Consider the following 26,685-nt stretch of genomic DNA (forward strand, 5'->3'; position numbering starts at 1 on the left):
GACTTAATTATATGAGGAGGATGTGAAACAAATGGAATTCTTAGTTGTAGCCCTGGGTGGAGCTGTAGGAGCAATGGCCCGATATGCGATAAGCCTTATACCTGTTAAAAGCGGATTTCCGTTTCTGACGTTGGCGACAAATATTATGGGAGCGCTTCTGATAGGATTTGTTGTGGGTATTGCAAGCGGTAAGAATGAGGTATCGGAAAACACGATATTGTTTTGGAAAACAGGGGTATGTGGTGGTTTTACAACCTTTTCAACATTTTCTTTAGAAGCATACAATTTGTTTGATGATAATCAATATACAGCTGGAGGAGTGTATGTATTATTAAGCTGTTGTAGTTGCATATTGGGAGTACTGTGTGGCAAAAAATTATCAGCTCTTATTAGATAACAGAATATGATTTGAACCGAGAAAACGGTGTGTATTCCGTAGCTTATAGTTATCAAAAAGAAAACAACTATTCTCGCGATTCAAGTGTCCAGTGGACAAGATCATCGAATATCCACTCGAAGTGATTAACATATTCATCTACGTCAGGTTTAGGCTGCATGTAATTAAATTTAAGGAAATATCCGGCTAATGCGAATCTGCAGAATTCGGCCGTAGATTGGATTTGTTCGTCTGAAAGATATTTTCCTGCATCTTCCAACTGCTTTTTGATATATTTGCTGATTGAATCCTCTGTTTTAATAAAGAAGTGGTATTCTAGTTGTTCTTTGGATAGCGAAGAGAGAATATGATTTATAATCTTAGGGTATTCCTTACATGCTTGAAATACCGCTTTCATTTCGGCTTTTAAATCTGTTGGATCTTCTAGTGTTTTGACCAGTTTATCTATTTCATACTGTATCCATTTATCAAGCAACTCATATAAATCTTGAAAGTGATAGTAGAAAGTGTTATGGTTGATTTCACACCTTTTAACAAGAGCCAGCACAGTAATCTTGTCAAAAGGCATTTCTTCGATCATCTCGCTAAAGGTTTGCATGATTGTTTTCATCGTTAACATAGACATAGACAATTCCTCCTGATGCATCTTCTTTAGTACCACACATTTATAGAATATGCCTATTTGAAGATTTTGTCCATATCAATATATGACATTTATGACATAGAAAAAATTCCTGCTTACATAGAGGCTCTTTGCTCTCTATGTAAGCAGGAATTTTTCTATTAAGCTAAACATTATGCAATGAACTCCCAGTGACCATCCTTAAATGTCCACTCTTCTTCAAGGTTGTTTTCAAACAGTACAGTATAAACACCTTCTGTATCAGCTTTTGGATGAACCTCTACTACTTTCGTACCTACTTTTTTCTCGATTTCACTATAATCTGACATATCTTTTTCCTCCTCTCGAGAATCTCTATTCGTTATTATTATAATAAGACTTAGGTGGTATTTATCATATATCCAGATTGTCTGAATTGTCCTAAAACAGACAATCTGGAGAATCTGTCCAAAAATGCAGAATCAGAATTCATTGTTCACGCTGTATTATTCCGTTATCATTGATATTGTTCCGTTAAAGAAGTATACTCTATCTTAGATTGGAGCGATAATCTATGTTTATGACAGTAAAACAGGCTTCTGAACAGGGAGGTCATCTATGCCTTTTGAAATAGTACGAAATGATATTGTAAATATGCAAGTAGATGCGGTGGTAAACACTGCAAATCCCAATCCTGTCATCGGCTCTGGCGTCGACAGCGGAATACATAAAAAAGCCGGACACGAGTTGTTGGTGGCAAGACAGAAAATCGGCTGTATTGATTTTGGTGATGCAGCTATTACCCCAGGATTTGATTTGGATGCCAGGTATGTTATCCATACCGTAGGACCTGTTTGGAAGGATGGCAGCCACAGAGAGGAGCAGATTTTATCTTCGTGCTATAGGAACTCTCTGACATTGGCTAAGGAGCATGAGTGCGAATCTATTGCATTTCCTTTGATAGCTACAGGCAATTATGGATTTCCGAAACCTCTCGCTCTGCAAATAGCGGTTCGTGAGATCAGTACTTTCCTGCTGGAAAATGAAATGCAGGTTTACCTGGTTGTGTTTGGCAAGGAAGCATTTGCCCTTTCGGAAAAACTGTTCAAATCCGTTAACAGTTACATTGACGAAAACTATATCCGCAGCAAAAAGCTTGATGAATATGGAACGGAAAGCATGTATGGTTCTCGTCTTGAAGCAAGGCGTATAAGAGAACAGGAATGCGCTGATATGTCTGTAGGAGCAGCTATACCGATGGATTCTGATGATTGGGGGCAGCTGATTAACGATCTGGATGCAGGCTTTTCTGAAACACTCCTACAACTGATTGACCGTACCGGAAAGAAGGACTCTGAAATTTACAAAAAGGCAAATGTGGATAGAAAGCTGTTCTCAAAAATCCGAAACAATATGGACTATAGGCCATCTAAGACAACTGCACTGGCATTCGCCTTTGCACTGGAACTGGATGTTGATGAAACAAAAGACTTTATTAGCAGAGCAGGCTTTGCCCTTTCTCACAGCAGTAAGTTTGATGTGATTGTGGAGTATTTCCTGGTAAACAGGAATTATAATGTGTTTGAACTGAACGAAGTTCTGTTTGCGTTTGACCAGCCGCTTATTGGCGCATAAAAATGTCGCATATCATCAGACTATTCATTCTGGCTTCCTATCGTTAAGGTATTCTGCAAGGCTGTAATACAACTCACCCTTTCTTCCACGTGTCTGTTTTGCAGCCGTCATGGAATTTAAGATTGCTTCCTGTTCGGCTTCTGCTGCAGCGAGAAAAGCTCGATTGATCACATGCTCCGGAATTGCTGATAGCTGAAGCAGTTCTTCCTCACAACCGGACGGAATCCTGTTTGCGGTTGTAAATCCGATCATGACTTCTCCGCTTCCATGTCCTGTATAACCGCCGGTTCGTGCAATGCCAACCCCTGTTCTTTTCAAAATCCGTTTGAGCTGACGGTTTGTCAAGGGGAGATCAGTAGCCAGAATGCTCATGATGGAACCTTTGTCTTCTTCGGAGGCAGCCATATCATTCTTTTCTTGCTTCCATTCCAGAATTTTTGGACCAACAGCTTCTCCGTTCAGTATAAAATCTTCGGTCGCACCAAAGTTTGACTGAACCAGAACACCGATGGTGTATTCCTTTTCACCAATACAGATCACGCGAGATGCAGATCCGATTCCACCCTTCATGCCGTAGCAGATGGTACCGGTACCGGCGCCTACATCTCCTTCTTCGAACTCCTCAGCAGCAGCCGCAAAAGCCTGTTGCACTTCTTTTTCACCAACTGCACGTTTCTGGATCTGGTTGATCCGGCAATCATTGCACTCGCCAACGACAGGATTGATGCTCATAGATTCCAGCCCATCGTGTTGGCACTGCTCGATTACGATATCGATAAGAGCATCCCAAACCTTTCCAACATTTAACGTATTTGTAAGGGCAATCGGTGTTTCAAGGATCCCAAGTTCTTCTAACTGTACCAGACCGGCACTTTTTCCAAATCCATTGTGGACATAGGCTGCTGCCGTATAGTGATGTGCAAATGCATTGTCCGGTCCAGGGACGATCACGGTCACACCGGTATGATTTTCTTCCATGTTCACAGTACAATGTCCTACCAGTACACCAGGTACATCCGTAATTGTATTTCTTTTTCCTGTTTTCACTCTTCCGGGTACAATTCCAAAGTCTCGAATCCGTTTTTTCTTCACGTTGTGTTCCTCCTTGGATCTTGGTGGCTATTTCTAATGATTGTATCATAGTTTTTGAGAAATAAAAAGGATGTGGGAAATTAGCGGTTTAATGATGTTAAGTATACGGATATGTGGAAGACATTCTTTCGTGCGATTGCGATAGATGAACGAAAGAATTATGTATGTCAGCGTAGTTATTTCCGTTGTGGAAAAGAAAACACACAGTGGAATTAAAAAAATTTCACTTGTAACTCGTAAGATGGAAACATATAATGTAAGTAAGATGTGATTGATGCATGATTCTATATAGAACCAGCTTCGGCGGTTGTTCCGGCGGTCACGGTTCCTTATCAGGATGGAGATAATCCGAAAGAGTAAATCGCTTTATATTATTTGAAATGGTGGGGAAACAATGCAGACTTATACATATGTATCAAAAGGAAAATTTGAATTAAGAGAAAAACCGAAACCGGTAATCATGCAGGAAAGAGATGCTATAGTAAAGGTAACGCTTGCAAGTATCTGCTCAAGTGATCTGCATATCAAACATGGCAGTGTTCCTCGTGCAGTTCCAGGCATAACGGTCGGCCATGAAATGGTTGGGATAGTGGAAGAGGTTGGCAGTGCCATAACTCATGTCAAGCCTGGGGACAGGGTAACGGTTAATGTAGAGACTTTTTGTGGAGAATGCTTTTTCTGTAAGAACGGTTATGTGAATAACTGCATAAACGAGAATGGAGGATGGGCTCTTGGGTGCCGTATTGACGGCGGTCAGGCCGAGTATGTGCGTGTACCGTTCGCAGATCAGGGACTGAATAAGATTCCGAAAGAGGTTACAGACAGACAGGCTCTATTAGTTGGAGATGTTCTTGCTACAGGTTATTGGGTAACACGCATTTCAGAAGTTACAAAAGAAGATACGGTACTTATAATCGGAGCCGGACCAACCGGTATCTGTACACTGCTTTCTGTTATGCTAAAACATCCAAAGCGTATCATTGTATGTGAAAAAGATGAAGAACGTATCCGGTTTATTCAGGAACATTATCCGAAGATACTGACGGTTCTACCAGAAGAATGTGTCAATTATGTTCGTGAGCATAGTGATCATGGTGGCGCAGACGTGGTTCTTGAAGTCGCGGGAGCAGAATCTTCTTTTCATCTGGCTTGGGAATGTGCAAGAGCGAATGCGATTGTAACAATTGTTGCACTTTATGATAAAGCACAGAGTTTACCGCTTCCGGATATGTATGGCAAGAATCTTACATTTAAAACAGGAGGAGTCGATGGTTGCGATTGTGAAGAGACATTGAAACTGATTGCCGAAGGAAAGATTAATACAGAACCACTTATTACGCATACCTATCCTCTAAGTAAGATTGAAAAGGCTTATGATCTCTTTGAGAATAAGAGAGATGGTGTTATAAAAGTAGCTGTTGAATGTTGGCATTAGTAGAAAAGAGAGGTGTTTTAAAATGGCAACAAATAAGTACACAGGAACACAGACGGAGAAGAATTTACAGGAAGCATTCGCAGGAGAATCACAAGCAAGAAATAAGTATACTTATTTCGCATCTGTAGCGAAGAAGGAAGGCTATGAACAGATGTCAGCTTTATTTTTAAAGACAGCTGATAACGAAAAAGAGCATGCAAAGATGTGGTTCAAAGAATTAGCTGGAATCGGCGACACAAAGGAGAATCTTGCAGTTGCTGCTGAAGGTGAGAATTATGAATGGACAGATATGTACGCAGGATTTGCAAAGACAGCAGAGGAGGAAGGATTTCCGGAGCTGGCTGAAAAATTCAGAGCAGTAGCTGAGATTGAGAAGCATCATGAAGAAAGATACCGAACACTTCTTAAGAATCTTGAGACTGCACAGGTATTTGAAAAGAGCGAAGTGAAAGTTTGGGAATGCCGTAATTGTGGACATCTTGTAGTCGGGACAAGTGCTCCAGAAGTCTGTCCAGTCTGCAATCATCCACAGAGTTATTTTGAAGTACACGCTGAGAACTATTAATCGGATGGGTTTATGACAAGGAGGGTTTGTTATGACAGTTAAATATTTTAAATGTATGCATTGTGGAAATATTATTGAGAAGATCACTGACAAAGGTGTTCCGGTAATGTGTTGTGGAGAACCTATGAAGGAACTTATAGCAGGTAAAACAGATGCTGCTGTTGAAAAACATGTGCCTGTATATACAGTTGCAGGTAATCATGTTCATGTAGCTGTTGGAGAGACAGAGCATCCTATGATTGAAGCTCATTATATTGAATGGATTACGTTGAATACGACAGAAGGTGTTTACAGAAAACATCTTAAACCAGAACAGAAACCAGCTGCTGATTTCTTCCTGTGTGACGGAGAAAAGGCAGAAGAAGTTTATGCTTATTGTAATCTTCATGGTTTGTGGAAAGCCTGACAGGTTATTTGATAGAGTAGCATTATAATATGGATTTGATAGAAATAGTATTTGATTTTGTAGTATAACGCTCTTGTTTTTATGACAGGAGCGTTATATTTTTGCATTACTAGAGCTAATCCTATCTTTGGGTATATAAAAATACAGGAAAATGACATAAAATATGTAAATTTTAGTTGGATTTTAAGTATTCTATGGTACACTAATTATGGTATATCAAAAATGGGAGGGAGACTCAAAAATGAGCAAAAAAGAAGGAAAAGGGTTAAAGTCTTTTAACAAAGGATTTCAAGTGCCTGACACCTACATTATCATCTTTTTAGTAGTTGTTGTCGCGGCGCTTCTGACTTTCCTTGTACCAAAGGGATTTTATGAAACACAGGATATTTCGTACATGATTAATGGTGTTGAGAAAACCCGTACAGTAATCAAAGACGGAAGTTTCCAGTATCTGACAGATGATGCAGGAAATGTAGTAACAGAAGGAGTAGCACTCTTTAGCGGAGATGGTGGAACAGGATTCTTTAACTATATGTATAACGGAATCGTAAATAGTTCTGCAATCGAGATTATCGCATTCCTTATGGTAGTAGGTGGTGCATTTGGTATCATGATCCGTACCGGTGCGATCGAATCCGGATTGATCGGATTGATCCGTAAGGCAAAGGGCGCTGAAAAACTGCTGATTCCAGTACTTTTCGTACTGTTTTCTCTTGGCGGAGCAGTTTTCGGAATGGGAGAAGAAGCACTTCCGTTTACTATGATTCTTTGTCCGTTGTTTGTAGCAGTTGGATATGATTCTGTTATCGCAGTTCTTGTTACTTATGTTGCAACACAGATTGGATTTGGTTCATCCTGGATGAATCCATTCTCTGTGGGTATTGCACAGGGTATTGCAGGTGTTGATGTATTTTCCGGAGCAGGATTCCGTATGGTAATGTGGGTAGTATTTACAGCGCTCGGCTGTGGAATGACGATGTTCTATGCATCAAAGATCAAAAAGACTCCGACAATCTCAATCGCATATAAGACGGATGCATATTTCCGTGAGCAGAATGAAAAAACAGGAATTGATGAAGGACATTCATTTGGTCTTGGACACATTTTAGTTCTTCTGACACTGGCTGTTACAGTAGTCTGGGTAATCTGGGGTGTTATGACTCGGGGATACTACATGCCAGAGATTGCGACACAGTTCTTTATTATGGGAATTGTTTCCGGTATGATCGGAGTTATCTTTAAATTGAATGATATGAAACTGAATGATATCGCAACATCATTCAAAGATGGAGCAAAAGACCTGATCGGTGCTGCACTTGTTGTTGCTATGGCACAGGGTATCATGCAGGTTCTTGGTGGATCTGATCCGACAACACCTACAGTTATTAATACAATTATGTATAATATTTCAAATGCACTGTCTGGAGTTTCCGGAGCAGTTGCAGCAGTACTTATGTATCTGTTCCAGTCCGTATTCAACTTCTTTGTTGTATCCGGAACGGGACAGGCTGCGATCACAATGCCGATCATGGCCCCGCTGTCAGATTTGTTGGGTGTTTCACGTCAGACAGCTGTAGTTGCATTCCAGCTCGGTGATGCATTTACAAACCTGATTGTTCCTACATCCGGATGCCTGATCGGATCTCTTGCAATTGCAAAGATTGAGTGGTCTAACTGGATTAAATTCATGTGGAAATTCCTTGGCGTCTTAATGATTGGTGCAATCATTACAGTTCTTGTTGCAGTTGGAATTGGATTCTAAAACATGCATTTGATAATTGGGAGTGGTTTATGATGAAATTAATTCAGAATATTGATGTTTATGCCCCACAGCATCTGGGAAAAAAAGATGTACTTACAGTCAATGATAAGATTGTTAAGATCAAAGATGCAGGTTCTATATCCGCAGACGGATTTCTTTCTGAGGCAGAAATGATCAATGGAGAGGGCTTACTTTTAACTCCGGGATTCATTGATAGTCACGTTCATGTGCTCGGAGGCGGTGGCGAAGGTGGATTCGCCAATCGTACTCCGGAAGCAACTATGGAAGGACTTACGAAGTTTGGAGTAACAACAGTTGTTGGCTGTCTTGGAACAGATGGAATCGGTCGTGATATATGTGCACTGGTTGCAAAGACAAAAGGATTGAATGAGCAGGGAATGTCTGCATACTGTTATACAGGCAGTTATCAGATTCCGGTTCGCACGTTGACTGATAGTATTATGAAAGATATTATGATGATTCAGGAAATCATTGGAACTGGAGAAATCGCAATCTCTGATCATCGTTCTTCACAGCCAACCTTTGAGGAATTTACACGTGTTGTTGCAGATACAAGACTTGGCGGTGTCCTTTCCGGGAAAGCTGGTATTGTAAATGTTCATCTTGGCAACAGCCCAAGATGCTTGGATCTTATTGAACGAGTGGTAGATGAGACAGAGATACCGGCTTCTCAAATACTGCCAACACATATTAATCGAAATGAGATGCTTTTTGGCAAGTCGATTGAGTATGCGTTGAAAGGCGGAGCAGTAGACTTTACCGGAAATGAAGATATTGACTATTGGGAAACTATCTGTGATGAGGTACGTGTATGTAATGGTATCAAACGGATGTTAGATGCAGGAGTAAATCCTGACCGTATGACCATTTCTTCTGATGGACAGGGAAGCCTTCCGATGTACAGTAGCGATGGCGAATTCCTTGGAATGGGCGTTGGACAGTCCAGCTGCCTTCTGAAGGAAGTAAGGGAATGCGTGTTCAAAGCAGAAATCCCATTAGAAATAGCTATTTCTACGATCACATCTAATCCTGCAGAGACTCTTCGTCTCAAAGGAAAAGGTAAGATTGAAGAAGGCTATGATGCTGATCTTTGTATTCTTGATCAAGAGCTTCATCTTGTTGAAGTAATTGCAAAAGGAAATACAGTTTATAAAAAATAAAACCCATTGATGTTAGAAGAAGCATCAGTCATCTAGTTGACTGGTGCTTTTTCAATATTAAATTCACTATATAGAGCACTTTATGATATAATAGGCTCGTAGTCTTTTATAGACATAAGAATGAATATAAGGAGAATATAGTATTGATCAATCAGACTGCAAAGAAAATTTTAAAAGCATTATCCTTTGATGGTGTAGAAGTGGAAGCATTTCGTCATATGGCAGATTTAAAAAGATTGGATCCAATGAAGATTTTTATAAAAAATAGATGAGAAAATATATAACGGGAGTCATGCAGTTCCGATTCGTATTTTCTTTCCAACTGAAAAGAGCTTTCGTGAGAGTGAAGAAAAGAAGCATAATACTCAAGATAAAAAGTTACTTTTGTTTATACATGGCGGTGGCTGGGTAACAGAGAGCATTGATAATTATGAAAGAATTTGTGCTCGACTTGCTAATGCAACCGGACAGTATGTAGTTGCAGTTGAATACAGACTGGCACCGGAAGATAAATTTCCGGCTGGTCTGGAAGATTGTTATGCGGTTGCCAAAGCTTTATATTCCGGTGATTTTATGCTCAACATAAAACCGGAAAATATTACATTGATCGGAGATAGTGCCGGAGGGAATCTTTGTGCAGCATTATCTTTGATGGCTAGAGATCGCGGAGAATTTAGGCCGAACAGACAGATACTGATCTATCCGGCTACATATAATGATTATACGGAGAATTCACCATTTCCATCTGTTAAGGAAAATGGAACAGATTATCTTCTGACAGCTGGGAAAATGCAAGATTATATTAATCTTTATGCGAGAAATGAAGAGGATAAGAAGAATCCTTATTTTGCACCATACATAGCAGAAAATTTAACGAATCAACCGGATACGTTGATTCTTACATGTGAATTTGATCCGCTTCGAGATGAAGGGGAAGCGTATGGGGAGCGCTTAAAAGAGGCTGGCAATCATGTGGAGATACATCGGATCAAAGATGCACTACACGGATATTTTGCGTTGGGGATCAAGCAGCTTCATGTACAGGAAAGTTTCACCTATATCAATGAATTTCTGAAAGGGGAAACACTGTGAGTAAGAAAAAAGCACGTTGGAGAAAATTAGATAATGCAGCAAAATTATATTCTGCTGCCAGTAATAAAAAAGATACGAGGGTATTTCGTTTTTACTGTGAATTGAAAGAAGAAGTAAATCCTGATGTTTTGCAGGAAGCATTGAATCAGACGATAGAAACATTTCCCACATTTTTAATGGTGCTTCGCAAAGGATTATTCTGGCATTATCTTGAGCCATGTAATTTACGGCCGATTGTAAAGGAAGAGTACAAAGAGCCTTGTAGCAGACTCTATATAAAGGATAAGAAGACCCTGCTTTTTGAAGTAACCTATTATAAAAAACGAATCAACTTCGAAGTGTTCCATGTATTGACAGATGGCACAGGAGCGACAGAATTTTTAAAAGAACTGGTAAAAAATTATCTCTATCTTATTCACAAAGAAGATGGATTAGAACAAGTTTCATTGTTACCAGAAGATATGACGGTACAAGATCAAGAAGATGATAGTTTTTTGAAATATTATTCAAAAGATCAGAAACGACCGAAAAAAAGAAAACTACATGCTTTCCAGATACGGAGAAAAAAGAAAGACGGAAATCATCTGCATGTTCATGAATCTGTTGTTTCAGTTCAGGCAGTGTTGGAGCGGAGCAGGGAACTCGGTGTATCTATGACAATCTTTTTGACAGCATTATTTATGATGGCAATAAATGAAGAAATGTCTAAGATGCAAAAGAAAAAGCCGGTCGTGTTAATGGTTCCGGTTAACTTAAGAAAGTTTTTTCCGTCTTCATCGATGTTGAACTTTTTTAATTGGATTGAACCAGGATATAATTTTACCACACAAGATCAAAGTTTTGAGGCAATACTGAAATATACGAAAGAATTTTTTGAGACAGAACTGACAAAAGAAAAGATGTCAGCGCATATCAGCGAGTTGCTTGCTTTGGAATTACACCCGATTCTGAGGCTTGCACCTTTGGAATTGAAAAATCTATGTATTCAGGCTGGGGCAAAATATTCAGAGAAGAACACAACAGCAATCTTTTCTAATATGAGTGCGGTTAAAATGCCTGCAAGTTATGTGCCTTATATTGAGCGATTTGGCGTATATACAAACACCCCGAAGCTTGAATTGTGTTTGTGTTCCTTCCAGGATAAATTATCATTTGCATTTACATCCAGATACGATACAGTGAATATTGAACGTAATTTTTATCGCTTGTTAAAAGAACAGGGAATTACATCTGAAAAAGTAAAACCTGAATTTCCAAAGACAGGTAAGCCAAGCGAACAGGAAATGAAAGTCTATAAGATCTATAGCTTTCTGTGTATTGCAATTGTTGCAGCAATGCTTGTTACGGAGTTTGATTTCCATCCTAGAATTCGCTGGACCTTATTTACAGCCGGAGGCATTGTGACAATGTGGATTGCCTCATCGATTGGATTTTTTAAACGCTATAACCTGCTGAAAAATGCGATGTGGCAGCTTTTTATCGGTACCATTATCTGCTTTATCTGGGATGCGCAGACCGGTTGGCACAGTTGGTCTGTAGATTTTGTGCTGCCGATCATGAGTGTATTTACACTTGCAGCGATGTTTGTAACCGCCAAAGTGCAGAAAAGCCCTGTGCGAGAGTATCTTATTTACGAAATTATGGCTGCCGGATACGGATTGATCATTCCGGTAATCTTACTCTTATGCAAAGTGGTGAAAAATCCAACAGTAAGTATGTTTGGAGCGTTAATATGTTTCCTGTTTCTTGTAGCACTGATATTGTTTAAAGGAAGAGAATTTAAAGAAGAGATGCAGAAAAATCTGCACGTATAAAAACAAGTTTATGAGACTTAAAAGTTTGAAATGAAAACTGGCATAATATGATTATGGATATTTCAATACAGACTCTGTACAATAGAGGTAGATAATGCGTAAGATAATACGTAAGATAGACGAGGTGTTTATATGGGAGAATACAAGCCGCCATTCACAATAACGAATGGGTATTGTTGTATGTAGCATCCATTTCAGAAAAGATAGGGCAAATAACTGCAACCAGTAATCTGGAAGCAAAACCGCACTTGAGAAGGAATAACAGAAGCTTTCAATATAATCTATCGGTACCAGTATACAGTTGTGATGGTGCTAGAATATCCGGTGGCAGAAAAAGAGTTTATAAAAAAGAAGATCTTATTAAAAAACCATTGATCCTGTCGGAAAGAGTGAATGGGTCATTCCGACATCGGTGTGACCATGAATACCTACATCCACCTCGGCTTAGAAGATGCCAAGGAGGAGATGATTCGCATGGAGGAACTGAACGCTGCAAGAGCAGAACTGAACAAGGTTTGATGCTCAAAGGAGACTGGAATGTGGGCCTGTTTGAGATATTTAAGAAGAAAAGCGAATCAGAGGTAAAACCTACTTGCGATGAGTTGTATCCACATGAAGTGCAGGCAATTGCAGAGAAAAGAGTGGAAGTCATAATGGCTGGATTGCTGGAAAAGAATCCGGAACCGGATAAGGAAACAGACACTATGGCTTTGGTAAGGCACATGAATCTGTTGAAAGAGATGGCGGAGGAAGTAGTGGTCAGAGAAGTAATTTATGAATGATTTGAAATAGAACCAGCTCGGAAACGGGCTGGTTTCTTTATCGGCAAAATTTCCGGTAAAATTGAAAAACAGAATTTTACTTTAAGGAATTGAGCAAAAAGAATCAGAAACACATAATTATTTATAAAAATGTGATTCGTATCACACTATTATATATTTTCTGGTGATATTGTAGATAATAAAAATACCGGAAACGGCAAAAATAAAGAGAAATATTACTTGCGAATATTTGATATTTTGCCGATAATGAAGTATACTATATCATAGTAAAGTATAAATTTAGATTCGATTTATAACGGGGGAGAGCAGATGCGATACCTTTCGGTTACTGAAATAGCGAAAAAATGGGATGTATCGGAACGCAGTGTCAGAAATTACTGTGCTCAGGGACGAGTAAACGGTGCGTTTCTTACCGGCAAGACTTGGAATATTCCCGAAAATGCAGAAAAGCCGGAGCGTTCCAATAAAAAGAAAGAGCAGCCAATTACATTGCTGGATATTCTGCAGGAGCAGAAGGTAAGTAAGTATTCCGGTGGTATTTATCATAAGACACAGATTGATTTAACATATAACTCTAATCATATTGAAGGCAGCCGCCTGACCCATGATCAGACCAGATATATCTTTGAAACCAACACCATCGGTGTAGAAAAAGATGTGCTGAATGTGGACGATGTGATCGAAACGGTAAATCACTTCCGCTGTATTGATATGATTATTGATAATGCAAAGGCAGTTCTGACAGAGAAGTTTATCAAAGAACTTCATCTGATCTTGAAGAGCGGTGCCAGTGATTCCAGAAAAGATTGGTTTGCCGTAGGCGATTATAAAAAGATACCGAATGAAGTTGGCGGCAGGGATACAGCTCTTCCGGAAGAAGTTGGCGATAAAATGAAGGCCTTGCTGACAGAATATAACGCCAAAGAAGAAAAGACCTTTGAGGATATTCTGGACTTCCATGCGAAGTTTGAGAGGATTCATCCGTTTCAGGACGGCAACGGGCGTGTGGGCAGATTAATCATGTTTAAGGAGTGTCTGAAGTATAATATCGTTCCGTTCATTATTGAGGACAATTTGAAGATGTTCTATTATCGTGGATTGAAGGAATGGGACAACGAAAAAGGCTATCTGACAGATACCTGCTTGACCGCACAGGACAAGTATAAAGCGTATTTGGATTATTTTAGAATTGTATATTAAACGTGATTCAAAGTGAAAAAATTTGTGCTTTGAGAAAAAATAATGATATACATTTCAAAGACAGGAGTAAATACATGTTCTATAAAATGATAGAAAATAAGTGTACACAATGGTATGAATCAGAACGGTGTACGGTTAAAAGCATAATTGAGTATATAGAGAAAGCAGGGCAGATGCGTGATGCTCAGATTGAGGCTATTAAGGTATATCTGTTTCTAAAAATTGCCTGTGAATGTAAGCCGTTGACACAGCTGTTTAGACAGGGATTCTTTAATTCTATTAATTTGAATGAGATAGAATTGTCAAAATCCACTCGTGAATATTTGTTTCAGAATCCAGCGGCTGCGGCATTGTTTGAATATGCATGTTTGACAAATGATAAAGATGAACAGGTATCTGAAAAACTGGAAAAACAGATAAAGAAAGAGCCAGCGGGAATTGATTATAATGAATTCTTTCGTAATGCGTTTTATGGTGTTTCCTATACGGATTATCTGTTTAGCCTTCCTATGGGTGCTGGTAAAACGTATTTGATGGCGGCATTTATTTACTTGGATTTATATTTTGCTTATAACGAGCCAACAAATCCAGCATTTGCACATAACTTTATCATATTTGCACCATCAGGTTTGAAATCATCAGTGGTTCCAAGTCTTAAAACAATACAAAACTTTAATCCATCATGGATTCTTCCGGAGCCGGCAGCAACAGACATCAAGAGGATGATTTCTTTTGAAGTGTTGGATCAAAGCAAAACTGCAAAAAAATCAAATAAGATAAAAAATCCAAATGTTCAGAAAATCGCTAATCATCAGCCGCTTTCTGAGTTGTTTGGTCTTGTTGCTGTTACTAATGCGGAAAAAGTAATTCTTGACCGTATTCAGGAAAAACAGGGACAGATAAATATGTTTGAAGAAAGCGAGGACGATAAAGACCGACAGGCAAATGAACTTCGTAATTTAATTGGTAAGTTACCATCATTGTCTATCTTTATTGATGAAGTTCATCATGCAGTAAGTGATGAAATTAAGCTTCGTGCTGTAGTTACAAGATGGGCGCAGAATCATACAGTCAATTCTGTAATTGGTTTTTCTGGTACTCCATATTTAGACAAAGTTGAAAAAATAAAAGTTGTAGATTCATTGTCCATTGGTACAGCTGAAATCACAAATATTGTGTATTACTATCCACTTATAGACGGTGTAGGAAATTTCTAAAACGTCCAGTTGTAAAAATTGCAGATATTGCAGATAGCAGCCTTATTATTGAAAAGGGTGTCAGAGAATTTCTTGATACTTATAAAGACACTGTTTATGCAGATGGTTTAACAGCTAAATTGGGTATTTATTGCGGTACTATCGAAAAATTAGAAGAAACAGTATATCCACAGGTATCCCGTATTGTAGCTGAATATGGCCTTGGTACTGATGTTATACTTAAATTCCACAAAGGAAATAAACAGTATAAGATGTCGGCTGATAGTCAGATGCAGTTTGATATCTTGGATAAATCTATTTCTAAAATTCGTATTGTTTTGCTTGTGCAGATTGGTAAAGAAGGTTGGGACTGTCGAAGTCTTACAGGTATTATTCTTTCTCAAGAAGGAGACTGCCCAACCAATATGGTATTACAGACATCTTGTCGATGCTTGCGTCAGGTGATTAAAAACGGTCAGGAAACGGCGCTGATATATTTGAATGAAAGCAATGCCGAAAAATTAAATATGCAGCTTGAGCGGCAGCACCATATTTCGCTTAAAGAATTTTCTTCTGCAGACAACAGTAAGACTACTTTGAAACGTTATAATCGTACGGCTTATTTAAAGTTGCCTAAAGTAGAGTTTTATCAGCTGAAAATCAGCTATGATACACTTACTGTGGAAAAGGCAAATCCTGAAGTTTCTATTGAAAAATCTGTTGATTCAGCGCAAATTGCAGGTAATATTATCAAAACAACAGATCTTTCTATGAATGTAAATAATATCAGTATCCAGGTGGATGATGCTGAATATGGTACAGAATATGCAACCTTTAATTCTTGGATTTATGGCATTATGAGAAGTGGATTTGGAACACTTTCCATGGCAGAATTAAATGCATATACAGAGCAGTTAAAAGTAGTATATGAAAAAATCACATACGAAAAAGGTGGCTCACGATATTTCAGTTCGAAGTACAATAAAAAGTTGATAGAAGCCAATATTCGCAAAGCTTTTTGTGACAAAACGGATTTCAATACAATAGAAGAACTGGTACCAGAAGAAGCTAATTTGTTGAATATTGCGAATTTTACTTCTGAGATATATGCAGATAATCTGGATGACTACTATCCAAGACAGAATGTTGTTGAAAACATAATGGCTGACGATAAGGGAAAATTGAAAGTTGATAAAAAGACACAGCAGTTAATTGATCTCGCTATAGAAACTGGAAACGATAGAATCGTTTTGGAATTGCAACAGCGTGTATCATCTCACCCAAATAAGAATCGTTCGTTCCACTACTTGCCATATCGTACAGACAGTGGTTTTGAACAAACATTTTTAAGAGAAGTACTGTCCTTCGATATTATCGAAGAATTAGGTCTGGAGGTGTATTACAATGGCGACCGTGCTATGACGGAGTTTAAGATCAAGTGCTATAAGAAAACCAGTGGAAAATGGAATTACATTGGTATTTACACACCGGACTTCCTTATCATTAAACGAAAAGATGGCGTTATCCATAAGGTTATTGTAGTGGAAACCAAGGGGCAGATTTATGCCAAAGATCCAGTCTTTAAAGATAAGAAGAATTTTATGGAAACAGAGTTTTCAAAACAGAATAATGCTGCGTATGGTTATGAACGTTTTGATTACCTGTATTTGGAAGATACGATGCCAGAGAAAGATAGATTGACACAGACACATCAAAAAATCTGTGAGTTTTTTAAGGAGAAAGCGTAATGAATGGAATTAGACCTACTGTAGGCATAGAGTTTGATGATAAATATACTAATGCAAAAAATAAATTGCTTGATTTTATTAAGGCATTAGACGAGTTGGATGACATACAAAAAGCAAAATTGGCACAAGAATTTATAACATCATATAGTATGGCAATTTCTTTTGAACAATTTGTAAGTTATATGAAAAATGGAGGAATCAAATAATGCCAATTAAATATGTACCGTTTATACCGGAGCCGGTGGAAGGACAAGCTGTGCTTGGAAATTTTAATAGAATATTGAGATATAAAGGCGCTGACGATGTTTCTATGACATTACAGCGTGGTATGCCTTTGTATGAAATGGAAAAACAGGAAACCGTGGGCGAAAACGCTGACGGCAATATGGTTATTCGTGGAGAATGTGTTTCTGCTTGCGCTTATCTGAAGGAGCAGGGTATTCAGGTTGATCTTGTTTACATTGACCCACCATTTGCCAGTGGTGCTGACTATGCAAAGAAAGTATATATTCGTCGAAATCCGAAAGTAGCAGAAGCTATTGCACAGGCTGAACAAGAGTTGGATGTTGATGAATTGAAAGCTTTTGAAGAAAAGATGTACGGTGATGTATGGGATAAAGAAAAATATTTGAACTGGATGTACGAAAATCTTATGGCGATTAAGTCTATAATGAGCGAAACGGCATCTATTTATGTTCATCTTGATTGGCATATAGGTCATTATGTAAAAATCTTATTGGATGAAGTATTTGGAGAATCACATTTTCTGAATGAAATTGTTTGGCATTACTACAATAAAATGCAGGGGAATGTAAACAGATTTGCATCTAATCATGATGTAATTTTTCTGTATACAAAAAGCGATATATACATTTTCTCGCCCATTAAGGAAAAGAGAGATGAAACTATTAAACAAATTAAAAGGGTTTGGGATTCTGAAACTCAAAAGCTTGTGAATGCAAAAGATGAAAATGGTAGAGTAATTTACCAGGAATCATCAGAAAAGACTATTGATGATGTCTGGAGAATGTCTATGCTTCAACCTGCAGATAAAAAAGAACCGGTTGGATATGCTACGCAAAAACCAGAGTCATTGATTGAAAGGGCAATTCAAGCTTCTTCGGATATAAATTTAATAGTTGCAGACTTTTTTGGAGGTAGCGGAACAACTGCAGTCTGCGCAAATAAACTTGGCAGAAAATTTATTCATTGTGATATTGGATTGAATTCTGTTCAGACAACCCGTGATCGTCTTGTCGCAGATGGGGCTGAATTCGATGTGCTGGAAATTAAAGATGGAGTTCAACTTTATCGTAATCCGGTTCAGACAATGGATAAAATTAAATCTTTGATTCCTGGCTTGAAAAATGAAGATTCTCTGGATTCTTTCTGGGAAGGTGCTATCTCTGATAGCAAGCTTGGTACAATTCCTGTTTACGTGCCAAATTTAATGGACAGCGCATCCAAACTTCTTGATAAAGTGACCATGAACCGTATTATTCATCAGGCGATTCCAGAATTGGATAATGACATTAAAAAGGTTATTGTTTACTATATCGACATTACTGATGAAGTGGAGATTATGAATTTCATCAAAGAAGATGACAGTACGACTGTAGAAATTGAATTGCGTGATCTTAAATCAATTCTTGATGATGTTGTCATTGGTGATTATGCAGAATTCCATGCAGAAGAAATTGCAGGCGGATATGCTGTTGCTATTGATAAATTTATGAGTGATCGTGTGTTGTCTAAAATTGCAGAATTCAATCAGAAAGCATTCCTTAATTCTTCTGCGAAGAAACCGTATAAATCGATTGAAATCAGTGAAAAAGGCTTGGAACTTATTGAATTCCTTAGCCTGGATTGCACTGCGAACGGTGGTGAGTGGCATTCTGATAGTGAAATCAAGATTGATAAAAATGGCTATGTTATCGTAGACGGCAATAAAACCAAGGAGTTCTGGGATGGTTACATACGCAGCACAAAGAAACCTCTCCGACTTAAAATTCGTAACATTTGTGGGGATGAAACTGTTTGGGAGGTGTAATTAATGGCTCAAAATGTGACATTATATAACCTTTTGATTTCTTGTCCAGGTGATATTAAGGAAGAAGTTACATTGATTGAATCTGCAGTAGATGAGTTTAATGAATTATATGCTGAAACTTTAGGAATCACAATAAAAACTCGCCATTGGAGTAAGAGTTCTTATGCTCAGTCTGGAGGAAAACCACAGGCATTACTTAACGAGCAGTTTGTAAATAAATGTGATGCAGCAGTTGCGATTTTCTGGACAAGATTTGGCTCACCTACTGATGAGTATGGTTCTGGAACAGAAGAAGAAATTGAAATTATGCTTCAATCTGGAAAACAAGTGTTTATGTATTTTTCGGATAAGCCTATCCCACCATCAAAAATAAATGGTGACGGCTATGAGAAAATACAAGCATTCCGTGACAAATATAAAGACAAAGGAATATATTTCACTTATTCATCCGACGAAGAATTTAAAAAGATGTTTTTTGCTCATCTTTCCATGCATTTTTTGACAGAAAAGAGGGTAAGTGAAACAGCCAATGAATATCGTTCTGAGTTAAAGTTATTAGGTATTGACGAAACTGGAAGATTGACTGAAGAAGCGGTGGTATGCCCATTCGTGTTAAATGCAGAGATTACCATGAAAGAATACATTACTTCGATTAAGAATATGTATCAGGAGATTTCTGATATGAATGTAGGTGGTAGATCTGTTACAGCTAATACTTTTTTTGCTGGATTTACAAGCCCTGTTGACATAGATGAAGATGAGAAAGAGTTTATTACTGCTGTGGCTGAACAGCTGGAGTGTGAGTTGTCCGATTCCTTTTTTGAACTTGGAAATTTAAACCAAGATACTTTAACATCAAATCTACTCAGTGGTCCTAAGTTGAATGGAACGTCCGAAGAAAAGCAGAAATATTGGAAAATCAAAAGATTGCATGAAACTATTTCTAAAGCTTTGGAATGGGCTCCGGTTGAGAAAGCGTTTTCTGGAATGAATTGTATTAAATTAGCAATTCAGAATTGTGGTAAGGCCATTGACGAAGATGCTGAAATTATGTTTGAAGTTCCAAAAGAATCCTTGCTTACATTAGGTGAATTCCCTAAGTTTAATAATGCAGAGATGGGATATTTGCTTACAGATTGTGATATGAGTATTTTGTTCGGAATTGAAGGCACATCTGAATATATTGAATATTCAGAATCAGAGCAAAATGGAAGAACTTCGTATGGAGCACGTTCATATGGTTTGCCTGGATATGTTCCGGATTATAGTGATGATTTCACTGATGAGATAAAAGATGTGTTTTGTTATGGATTCTATTCAAGTGAAGATAAGTATATTGTAAAGCTTAAAGTAGATTATATAAAACATAATACAACTGTTGCTTTCCCGACAATCCTTTTTGTGAAAAATGAGATTGATGAGATACCATATAAAATCACATCTAAGAATAATCCGGATGTTGTTGAAGGCTGTATAAAGGTTAAAAGTTAGGAAAGGAATACTACATGGAAAAGCCACAATACATCGATTGGATAGTTGAAGAAACTGGTATTGTAATTAAAGATGACATACCGCTAAAATGCTATAAAATTGATTATAAAGATGATGAAAGTATTCTTGATGACTGGGCATTGCACATTCGAAGAAATTACATAGAAGATACTGAACTTAAAGAAGACGCAGATGACAATGCAATGACTGTTGAACAGTATTTGCATGATTATGTAATTCCACAAAAAGGAGAAGAATTGGGAGCTACGGTACGTTCTGCAGACATAACAGAAATTTTAATTTCCGATTTATTAGAGTTTGTTCATCAGTATTCTGTTCCGAGATATAAATTGAAGAACAGATCCGGGAAAAACAATTCACAACAAGGAACTGATGTCATTGCATATAAGTACAAAAAAGAAGATAAAACTCCAAATGATAAAGATGAATTGGTAGCAGCAGAAGTTAAAGCTACCCTCTCTAATACGGAGTACGCACCAATCAAAAATGCAATTATCGATTCCAGAAAAGATGAACATCGATTAGCAAGATCAGTAAACTACTGCAGAAAGCGATTAAAAGAACTGGGCAAAATAGAAGAGGCAGAAGAGGTAAAGAGATTCTTATTTAAACCAGATAATAATTATCGTATTACATATGTAGCTGCAGGAGTTAGTAGTCGTGAAAACGTAGATGATGCCATAGAATTAGATTTTTCTGGTGAAGAACTTGAAATTAGAAAAAATGAACTGATTTTTTATGTACATGGTAAAAAGTTGATGGAATTGGCTCATAACATTTACCAGAGGTGTTGTAAATGATTTTTGGGAAAAATGCAGGCTTAATGTTAAAATATCAAAAAGCAAAGGCCAAAATGGTAGAATACGATGTTTCAAAGCAGGAGTATCCACATTTTCCGTTGAATTCTAATGAATTATCGTATCCAACAACTTATGTGCTGTCACGATACTCAGAATGTATTATAGAAAATAATCATGACGAATTAAAAGAGCTGGAGTCACTTTTGATTACAACTGCAGAATATTATGATTCAGCTTTTAAGTCCAAAGATAGACCAGAATATGATTGGGATTTTTTGCTATCTGGAGCATCTGCCTACTTCCTAAGAAAAGATTTTGGTAGTGCTAAAGTGTTGACAGCAAGAGTAGTTGATTTAATTGATGAGGAGCGATCTCCGCAGAAATTGTTGACGAATCTCTATAATTATCTTCTGGGTGGAGTGTATTTGCCATATTTGAGAGTTATAGATACTTATGAGCGAATAAATAATTTTTTCTTGGATTACTTTGGAAAGGGTAAGTCTTTAGAAGCATTAAAGTCAAACTTATGGGTATATAGAAATGAAATATACGAGAATGGAGATCCGGATAGTATATTTTATGTAGATATATTAGTGGCAGTTATTATTGTGGCGTGCGAAAATTCGTCATGGAGTCTTTTGCCGAGTAGTTCAGGTATCCCGGATGAAGAATGGGAGCCATATCTACAAAGTAAGATGTCAATAAAGATGTTATGGCCAGCACAAAGATTAATAGCCGAAAAGGGATTGTTGCGTGGAGAAAGCTCTATTGTTCAACTTCCGACAGGGGTAGGCAAGACAAGAAGTATTGAACTAATTATTAGAGCAGCTTTTTTATCTGAACGAGCGAATATTGCTATTATAGTGGCACCATTAAGAGCATTGTGCAACGAAATAACAATGGATATGTACAAAGCTTTTGGAAATGATGTCACGATAAATCAGTTTTCTGATGTACTTCAAAATGATTTTTGGAATTTTTTTTCTGAAGATATTAAACGGCAGATACTAATATGTACGCCAGAGAAACTGAGTTATGTATTACATCATGATCCGTTTTTTTTAAGTGCTATAGATTTATTTGTGTTTGATGAAGGTCATATGTTTGATGATGGAGGTAGAGGTGCAACATATGAGTTATTAGTAACACATATACGTCAGAACATAACGAGCGAACAGCAGTTTGTTTTGCTATCTGCGGTATTGCCAAATTCAGGGGATATTGCACAGTGGTTGTTTGAGGATAGAGGTTGTTTGGCGACAGATGATAGTATTGTATCTACACCTAAATCAATAGGATTTTCATCGACACAAAGGGATATTCATTTCTTTTCTGATGATAAATCAAATGAAGATTATTATATTCCCCGAATCCTTCGAGTTGAACAATTGAAGAAGTTACCCCGAGAAAGAAGTAATAAATATTTTCCAGATTTATCATCATCTACAGATGTGGCCATTTATAATGCAATAAAGTTGTGTCATAACGGCGGTGTTGCTATCTATCTCGGGCAGCAGCGTTCAATGAAAACGGTATTTGAAAGAATTATAAATTTGGATAAGAGAAACTATGATTTGAAAGCATTAAAAGATAATACAAATCAAGCAGAACTTTCCAAAATCAAGGGATTTATAGAAAGCTATTATGGTTCAGAGCACTATTATACGAAAGCAGCGGAATTGGGTGTTTTGCCTCATTCATCTAATCTTCAAAATGGAGTTAAGCTTGTTGTTGAACATGCGTTGAAGAATAAATATGTTTCTTGCGTAGTGTGTACATCGACGCTTGCACAGGGTGTGAATATTCCGATAAAATATTTATTGGTTACCAGCATTCGAAATGGATTGCAATTAGTAAAAGCTCGAGATTTTCAAAACTTGATGGGTAGAACAGCACGAGCAGGTATATACACAGAAGGAAGTATTATTATTACGGATTGCAAAATATACGACAACCGTACCAACTGGAAAAATGGTGGAGGATATTTATGGAATGATTGTGTGAAGCTATTTGATGCAAAATTGACAGAACCTTGTGGCAGTTCTATTCTTTCGTTAGTCCAGAATTTTAACATAGATTATGATGTGACCGTAAGTGGTGAGAAATTTATTGATAGAGTGATAGATCACCTTGACGAAAGAGATTTCTTGCTTGATTACGCAAAGAAGTTAGAAAAAGCATACTTAAAAACCAATCCCAAAAGAACACAAAATCTGATTGTGCAGGAAATATTATTGCGTCAGGATATTATATCAAATATAGAAAATTATTTGTGTTTAGTACGTTCCGCAGAAACATTGGTCAATGATAGTAAGAAAAGTGCTGTGGATATTTGTACAAATACATTGGCGTATGCTATGGCAACAGAAAAAGAGAAAGAATTACTGATTAAAGTTTTTCAGAAGATAGAAGAGAATATTCAACAATATTCTGTTGAAAAATTGAGCAGATATTCTAATGCAATGTCAGGAATAGGTTTGTCTTCTCTAATAGAGGAATGGATTGTTCAGAATGAACTTACAGAGAAGATATATACAGAAACAGAACTGTTATCTGTTATTGCAGAATTGTATCTGCAAATCTGTGGAGACTTTAGATACCAAGAGCATATACAAAGCATTTGTAAAAAATGGATTGATGGCCAGACTCCAACGGAAATTAACAACAAAGAAACTATTGGAATTGCAGAAGTAGAATCATTATGTAATAAAAGAATTTCATATGAAATGAATTTTCTTATCGGCAATATCTGTGATCTGATAGAAGTTGACGAAGAAAATGAGGAGCAAGTTGATCAAAGGAACATCTTGACATTGTTACAAAAGAAAGTAAAATATGGCGTTCCAAATATGACAGCAATTTCTATTTGTGAGAGTATTTTTAATGATCGTCTATTAGCTATAGAATTAGCTCAAATTTTATCTGATGCGAATATTGGAACGGACAAGATACTTAATATGTTGAAAGCTCATAGTGAAGAAATCTTTAGTTGTCTTGATTCGTATCCGGAATATTTCAAGGATAGATTATCTGTGTTGATGAAATAAAGGTAGCATACTGTATTTACAGATTGCTGAATGTGCATTAAAAATAGAAATTTCTTTTACACAAGAAATTAGAAATAGCAGATCTGTCAATTTTGTAAGGATGACACTTGGGTACACTGATGAATTAGCTGATATACGAACCCGCATATGGAAGAATTTAGCTATTTTACGTAAGAACGAAGAGTATCGTAACGCTATTAATAGCATTCTTTCAGAAGTTAATTATAATAGATTGAATGAAGAGGACATTTTATATATTATGGGTGATGTATTAAGAATAGTAGATCGATTTAAAATAACAGGCCATGGCGTTATTTATACAGTAAAAATCAGTAAAGGTGCAAATGTTCACATGGGAGATCTTCTGTCTGATCTTAGGGGAAATAGATTTGAAGTTAGTGGAATCGAAATGTTTAGAAGAAAGATACCGGAAGGAAAGACTTTTGAAGATATGCCTCTTGGATTAATGCTTAAGCAAATAAACGGCGAGGATCCCTTTGGAAATATACTTGTTAAAAATCTGAAGGAGATTAAATTCATTTTTTGTAATCATCCGCTGTATCAAAGAAAAGTTGATGAAGACTATGAAGATGAGTATCAAGAGGCTGGGTTACATCACTCTTGTGCATTATTCAGCTATGAAGACATGGAAAGAGGTAAGCTTTCATTGTTTGGAGAAGAGATATCTGGTCTTACAATTTATCGTGGTTGGATGATGAAGCCGGAAATGTATTCGGATTTCTATAAGTTACTGGAACAGAAAGGAATTTATCTGATTAATACTCCAGAGGAATATGAGAGGTATCACACGTTACCTGGATGGTATGATGACTTTGCAGAAGAAACTGCGCAGTCAGTATGGGAGGCTGAGGGAAATGTTGAAAATATATTGTTGAAGGCTAAACAATTAAATGGTCCTTATATTGTAAAAGACTATGTTAAGAGCAGAAAACATGAATGGTATGATGCATGTTTTAAAAAAAATATTTCGGATATTGCGAATACAACAAGAGTAATCAGAAATTTTGTAGAACGTCAAGGTGATTCATTGGTAGGCGGAATCGTTCTACGAAAATTTATGGACTTACATCAAATTGGATTTCATGAAAGAAGTGGAATGCCTATATCAGAAGAATATAGAATATTCGTTTACGCTGGAAAAATTCTGATAATGGATAACTACTGGACGGAAAAAGAGGATGTAAGATTATCCGACGCTGAAATTAGTTGGATAGAATGCATTGCAAAAAAAGTTAGAAGCAACTTTGTAACAATTGATATAGCACGGAAAGATGACGGAGAGCTAATGATCATGGAATTTGGTGATGGTCAAGTTTCTGGATTACAGCAAATCGAAGCAAAGGATTTTTATCAATCATTTGAACAAGAAGAACGCATTTCGGCTAAAGAGCTTTTTACAGACGGAACTGCAATATTGGTTGGAGATCCAATGCCGGATAAGTCAGTTGAGCAAATGCAATTAGATATTGCAAGCATCAGTAGTACTCAAGAACTGGTTGATGTTTATGTACAGGTACACAATAAGTTCTGGTATATTGAAGATGATTTGTATGATTATGAAGAAGAATCCGAAGAGTATATCAGAGTAAAAGAAATTGTGGAAGCTTGGGGTGAAATAATGGATTTGCTCGACAAAAAGATTATGGTTGCAGCAAAGAAAGAAGGACTTCTTGCAGAACGTCAGCTCAATTCCGGAACTGTCAAACAGCTTGAAAGCTTTATGAAGAAGTATGGCTATAAAGATGGAGACGGATGGTGGATTAAGTTAGAATAAATAATGTGGCTGTAAGATAGTGCTTTTGTATGTGTTAGAACAGAGATAAAGTGTCCAAGTATTAGCAAATCAGAATCTACACAGTCTTCTATAAAACCAATTTTCCGATAAAAACATACACCTTATTTTACACCTTTTGCGGACAATATTATGCGAAAATAAACCAGGTTATGCCAAAAAGTAAACATTCACAAAGGCTCACAAAGTCCGAAATACCAAGAAAAACTAAGAAATGCGAGGTTATGCAACAATGATAAAAGTATTATTCATCTGCCACGGCAATGTTTAATGGATGCCGTGAAAGCCTTGATTTTATTGGACTTTTGTGGATTATTGAATAATTTACACCTTATTTATACCTTTGGAAGACCGGATCGGAATAACATAAAAAATAAAGAGATAGATCAAATTAACAGGAAACGATTTTGGCATTGGAAATATTTAGAATATGCTGGTTTGTGTTGAATTTTTTTAATGATTGAGTATAATAAAAGCAAGAATAGAAATGTTCTCGATGTAAGAGCATCGTTAAAAGTTGAGCTGCAGATGGAGCAGGATAAACTTCCATCTCATTA

The 26,685-nt window shown here is 37.2% G+C and carries 23 protein-coding genes and 1 pseudogene; 21 read left to right on the forward strand and 3 right to left on the reverse strand.

The genetic code is table 11. The annotated features are described in order from the left end of the window. Positions 1 to 31 precede the first annotated feature (31 nt). Entirely contained in the window at positions 32 to 397 is a 366-nt protein-coding gene (gene crcB / locus DXA18_RS00130; protein WP_118382169.1) for a fluoride efflux transporter CrcB, read from the forward strand. Positions 398 to 464: 67 nt separating this feature from the next. On the opposite strand, the gene DXA18_RS00135 is transcribed toward crcB, so the two are convergent. Then, positions 465 to 1,022 carry a TetR/AcrR family transcriptional regulator gene (locus DXA18_RS00135; RefSeq protein ID WP_158567059.1) on the reverse strand — a complete coding sequence of 186 codons (558 nt, stop codon included), beginning with the start codon at positions 1,020 to 1,022 and terminating at the stop codon, positions 465 to 467. 170 nt (positions 1,023 to 1,192) lie between these two features. Then, positions 1,193 to 1,348, reverse strand: coding sequence for a hypothetical protein (locus tag DXA18_RS15570; RefSeq protein WP_158567060.1), 156 nt, complete (start codon positions 1,346 to 1,348; stop codon positions 1,193 to 1,195). Between the two features lie 268 nt (positions 1,349 to 1,616). Between DXA18_RS15570 and DXA18_RS00140 the strand changes: the two genes are divergently transcribed. Beyond that, positions 1,617 to 2,633, forward strand: a complete 1,017-nt coding sequence (locus tag DXA18_RS00140) for a macro domain-containing protein (protein ID WP_118382171.1) — start codon at positions 1,617 to 1,619, stop codon at positions 2,631 to 2,633. A 24-nt stretch (positions 2,634 to 2,657) separates the two neighbouring features. On the opposite strand, the gene DXA18_RS00145 is transcribed toward DXA18_RS00140, so the two are convergent. Continuing rightward, positions 2,658 to 3,725: a P1 family peptidase gene (locus DXA18_RS00145; protein WP_118382172.1), complete on the reverse strand. Its 1,068-nt coding sequence runs from the start codon at positions 3,723 to 3,725 to the stop codon at positions 2,658 to 2,660. 111 nt (positions 3,726 to 3,836) lie between these two features. On the opposite strand from DXA18_RS00145, the gene DXA18_RS17220 reads away from it, so the two are divergent. From DXA18_RS17220 to DXA18_RS00235, 19 genes and pseudogenes are all read left to right on the forward strand, one after another. Beyond that, complete coding sequence (locus DXA18_RS17220) at positions 3,837 to 3,941, forward strand: DUF4130 domain-containing protein (protein ID WP_243006967.1); 105 nt, start codon at positions 3,837 to 3,839, stop codon at positions 3,939 to 3,941. A 178-nt stretch (positions 3,942 to 4,119) separates the two neighbouring features. Continuing rightward, positions 4,120 to 5,160, forward strand: coding sequence for an alcohol dehydrogenase (locus tag DXA18_RS00155; RefSeq protein WP_118382173.1), 1,041 nt, complete (start codon positions 4,120 to 4,122; stop codon positions 5,158 to 5,160). A 22-nt stretch (positions 5,161 to 5,182) separates the two neighbouring features. Further along, positions 5,183 to 5,725, forward strand: coding sequence for a rubrerythrin (gene rbr, locus DXA18_RS00160; RefSeq protein WP_118382174.1), 543 nt, complete (start codon positions 5,183 to 5,185; stop codon positions 5,723 to 5,725). Positions 5,726 to 5,756: 31 nt separating this feature from the next. After that, positions 5,757 to 6,131, forward strand: coding sequence for a desulfoferrodoxin family protein (locus DXA18_RS00165; RefSeq protein WP_118382175.1), 375 nt, complete (start codon positions 5,757 to 5,759; stop codon positions 6,129 to 6,131). A gap of 241 nt (positions 6,132 to 6,372) precedes the next feature. Further along, positions 6,373 to 7,893: a putative basic amino acid antiporter YfcC gene (gene yfcC, locus DXA18_RS00170; protein ID WP_118382176.1), complete on the forward strand. Its 1,521-nt coding sequence runs from the start codon at positions 6,373 to 6,375 to the stop codon at positions 7,891 to 7,893. 32 nt (positions 7,894 to 7,925) lie between these two features. Further along, positions 7,926 to 9,074, forward strand: a complete 1,149-nt coding sequence (gene iadA, locus DXA18_RS00175; RefSeq protein ID WP_118382373.1) for a beta-aspartyl-peptidase — start codon at positions 7,926 to 7,928, stop codon at positions 9,072 to 9,074. Positions 9,075 to 9,217: 143 nt separating this feature from the next. Further along, positions 9,218 to 10,166: pseudogene (locus DXA18_RS00180) on the forward strand (alpha/beta hydrolase). After that, positions 10,163 to 11,980: a DUF6320 domain-containing protein gene (locus DXA18_RS00185; RefSeq protein WP_118382177.1), complete on the forward strand. Its 1,818-nt coding sequence runs from the start codon at positions 10,163 to 10,165 to the stop codon at positions 11,978 to 11,980. The pseudogene DXA18_RS00180 and the gene DXA18_RS00185 overlap by 4 nt, the downstream one beginning before the upstream one ends. A gap of 393 nt (positions 11,981 to 12,373) precedes the next feature. Then, complete coding sequence (locus DXA18_RS16275; RefSeq protein WP_278337050.1) at positions 12,374 to 12,499, forward strand: hypothetical protein; 126 nt, start codon at positions 12,374 to 12,376, stop codon at positions 12,497 to 12,499. Between the two features lie 20 nt (positions 12,500 to 12,519). Beyond that, entirely contained in the window at positions 12,520 to 12,762 is a 243-nt protein-coding gene (locus tag DXA18_RS00195; RefSeq protein WP_243006968.1) for a TnpV protein, read from the forward strand. A gap of 309 nt (positions 12,763 to 13,071) precedes the next feature. Next, the gene (locus DXA18_RS00200) at positions 13,072 to 13,962 is read left to right on the forward strand and encodes a Fic family protein (protein ID WP_118382178.1); all 891 of its coding nucleotides are present in this window, start codon (positions 13,072 to 13,074) and stop codon (positions 13,960 to 13,962) included. A 74-nt stretch (positions 13,963 to 14,036) separates the two neighbouring features. Then, positions 14,037 to 15,179: a DEAD/DEAH box helicase family protein gene (locus tag DXA18_RS15905; protein WP_243006969.1), complete on the forward strand. Its 1,143-nt coding sequence runs from the start codon at positions 14,037 to 14,039 to the stop codon at positions 15,177 to 15,179. Positions 15,180 to 15,298: 119 nt separating this feature from the next. Beyond that, a complete protein-coding gene (locus tag DXA18_RS15910) occupies positions 15,299 to 16,906 on the forward strand; it encodes a hypothetical protein (protein ID WP_243006970.1) in 1,608 nt (535 codons plus the stop codon). Next, positions 16,906 to 17,112: a hypothetical protein gene (locus DXA18_RS00210; protein ID WP_009243564.1), complete on the forward strand. Its 207-nt coding sequence runs from the start codon at positions 16,906 to 16,908 to the stop codon at positions 17,110 to 17,112. The genes DXA18_RS15910 and DXA18_RS00210 overlap by 1 nt, the downstream gene beginning before the upstream one ends. After that, positions 17,112 to 18,956, forward strand: coding sequence for a DNA-methyltransferase (locus DXA18_RS00215; protein WP_118382179.1), 1,845 nt, complete (start codon positions 17,112 to 17,114; stop codon positions 18,954 to 18,956). The genes DXA18_RS00210 and DXA18_RS00215 overlap by 1 nt, the downstream gene beginning before the upstream one ends. Positions 18,957 to 18,959: 3 nt before the next feature. Beyond that, positions 18,960 to 20,447 (forward strand): hypothetical protein, encoded by a 1,488-nt coding sequence (locus DXA18_RS00220; protein ID WP_118382180.1) that lies wholly within the window; start codon positions 18,960 to 18,962, stop codon positions 20,445 to 20,447. A gap of 14 nt (positions 20,448 to 20,461) precedes the next feature. Further along, the gene (locus DXA18_RS00225; protein WP_118382181.1) at positions 20,462 to 21,268 is read left to right on the forward strand and encodes a Hachiman antiphage defense system protein HamA; all 807 of its coding nucleotides are present in this window, start codon (positions 20,462 to 20,464) and stop codon (positions 21,266 to 21,268) included. Further along, positions 21,265 to 24,315 carry a DEAD/DEAH box helicase gene (locus tag DXA18_RS00230; RefSeq protein WP_118382182.1) on the forward strand — a complete coding sequence of 1,017 codons (3,051 nt, stop codon included), beginning with the start codon at positions 21,265 to 21,267 and terminating at the stop codon, positions 24,313 to 24,315. The genes DXA18_RS00225 and DXA18_RS00230 overlap by 4 nt, the downstream gene beginning before the upstream one ends. Before the next feature lie 259 nt (positions 24,316 to 24,574). Then, positions 24,575 to 26,110 (forward strand): ATP-grasp domain-containing protein, encoded by a 1,536-nt coding sequence (locus DXA18_RS00235; protein ID WP_243006971.1) that lies wholly within the window; start codon positions 24,575 to 24,577, stop codon positions 26,108 to 26,110. The last annotated feature ends 575 nt before the right edge of the window (positions 26,111 to 26,685 follow it).

This window comes from Dorea sp. AM58-8 (assembly GCF_003464045.1).
Taxonomy (GTDB): domain Bacteria; phylum Bacillota; class Clostridia; order Lachnospirales; family Lachnospiraceae; genus Claveliimonas; species Claveliimonas ammoniilytica.

What these genes read in the sequence shown, in the direction of transcription:
- crcB (WP_118382169.1), top strand. Translation starts at nt 32, where the DNA reads ATGGAATTCTTAGTTGTAGCCCTGGGTGGAGCTGTAGGAGCAATGGCC.
- DXA18_RS00165 (WP_118382175.1), top strand. Translation starts at nt 5,757, where the DNA reads ATGACAGTTAAATATTTTAAATGTATGCATTGTGGAAATATTATTGAG.
- DXA18_RS16275 (WP_278337050.1), top strand. Translation starts at nt 12,374, where the DNA reads ATGGGTCATTCCGACATCGGTGTGACCATGAATACCTACATCCACCTC.
- DXA18_RS00225 (WP_118382181.1), top strand. Translation starts at nt 20,462, where the DNA reads ATGGAAAAGCCACAATACATCGATTGGATAGTTGAAGAAACTGGTATT.
- DXA18_RS00135 (WP_158567059.1), bottom strand. Translation starts at nt 1,022, where the DNA reads ATGTCTATGTTAACGATGAAAACAATCATGCAAACCTTTAGCGAGATG.
- DXA18_RS00210 (WP_009243564.1), top strand. Translation starts at nt 16,906, where the DNA reads ATGAATGGAATTAGACCTACTGTAGGCATAGAGTTTGATGATAAATAT.
- DXA18_RS00220 (WP_118382180.1), top strand. Translation starts at nt 18,960, where the DNA reads ATGGCTCAAAATGTGACATTATATAACCTTTTGATTTCTTGTCCAGGT.
- iadA (WP_118382373.1), top strand. Translation starts at nt 7,926, where the DNA reads ATGAAATTAATTCAGAATATTGATGTTTATGCCCCACAGCATCTGGGA.
- DXA18_RS17220 (WP_243006967.1), top strand. Translation starts at nt 3,837, where the DNA reads ATGTGGAAGACATTCTTTCGTGCGATTGCGATAGATGAACGAAAGAAT.
- yfcC (WP_118382176.1), top strand. Translation starts at nt 6,373, where the DNA reads ATGAGCAAAAAAGAAGGAAAAGGGTTAAAGTCTTTTAACAAAGGATTT.
- DXA18_RS00200 (WP_118382178.1), top strand. Translation starts at nt 13,072, where the DNA reads ATGCGATACCTTTCGGTTACTGAAATAGCGAAAAAATGGGATGTATCG.
- DXA18_RS00140 (WP_118382171.1), top strand. Translation starts at nt 1,617, where the DNA reads ATGCCTTTTGAAATAGTACGAAATGATATTGTAAATATGCAAGTAGAT.
- rbr (WP_118382174.1), top strand. Translation starts at nt 5,183, where the DNA reads ATGGCAACAAATAAGTACACAGGAACACAGACGGAGAAGAATTTACAG.
- DXA18_RS15905 (WP_243006969.1), top strand. Translation starts at nt 14,037, where the DNA reads ATGTTCTATAAAATGATAGAAAATAAGTGTACACAATGGTATGAATCA.
- DXA18_RS15570 (WP_158567060.1), bottom strand. Translation starts at nt 1,348, where the DNA reads ATGTCAGATTATAGTGAAATCGAGAAAAAAGTAGGTACGAAAGTAGTA.
- DXA18_RS00235 (WP_243006971.1), top strand. Translation starts at nt 24,575, where the DNA reads ATGGGTGATGTATTAAGAATAGTAGATCGATTTAAAATAACAGGCCAT.
- DXA18_RS00215 (WP_118382179.1), top strand. Translation starts at nt 17,112, where the DNA reads ATGCCAATTAAATATGTACCGTTTATACCGGAGCCGGTGGAAGGACAA.
- DXA18_RS00230 (WP_118382182.1), top strand. Translation starts at nt 21,265, where the DNA reads ATGATTTTTGGGAAAAATGCAGGCTTAATGTTAAAATATCAAAAAGCA.
- DXA18_RS00155 (WP_118382173.1), top strand. Translation starts at nt 4,120, where the DNA reads ATGCAGACTTATACATATGTATCAAAAGGAAAATTTGAATTAAGAGAA.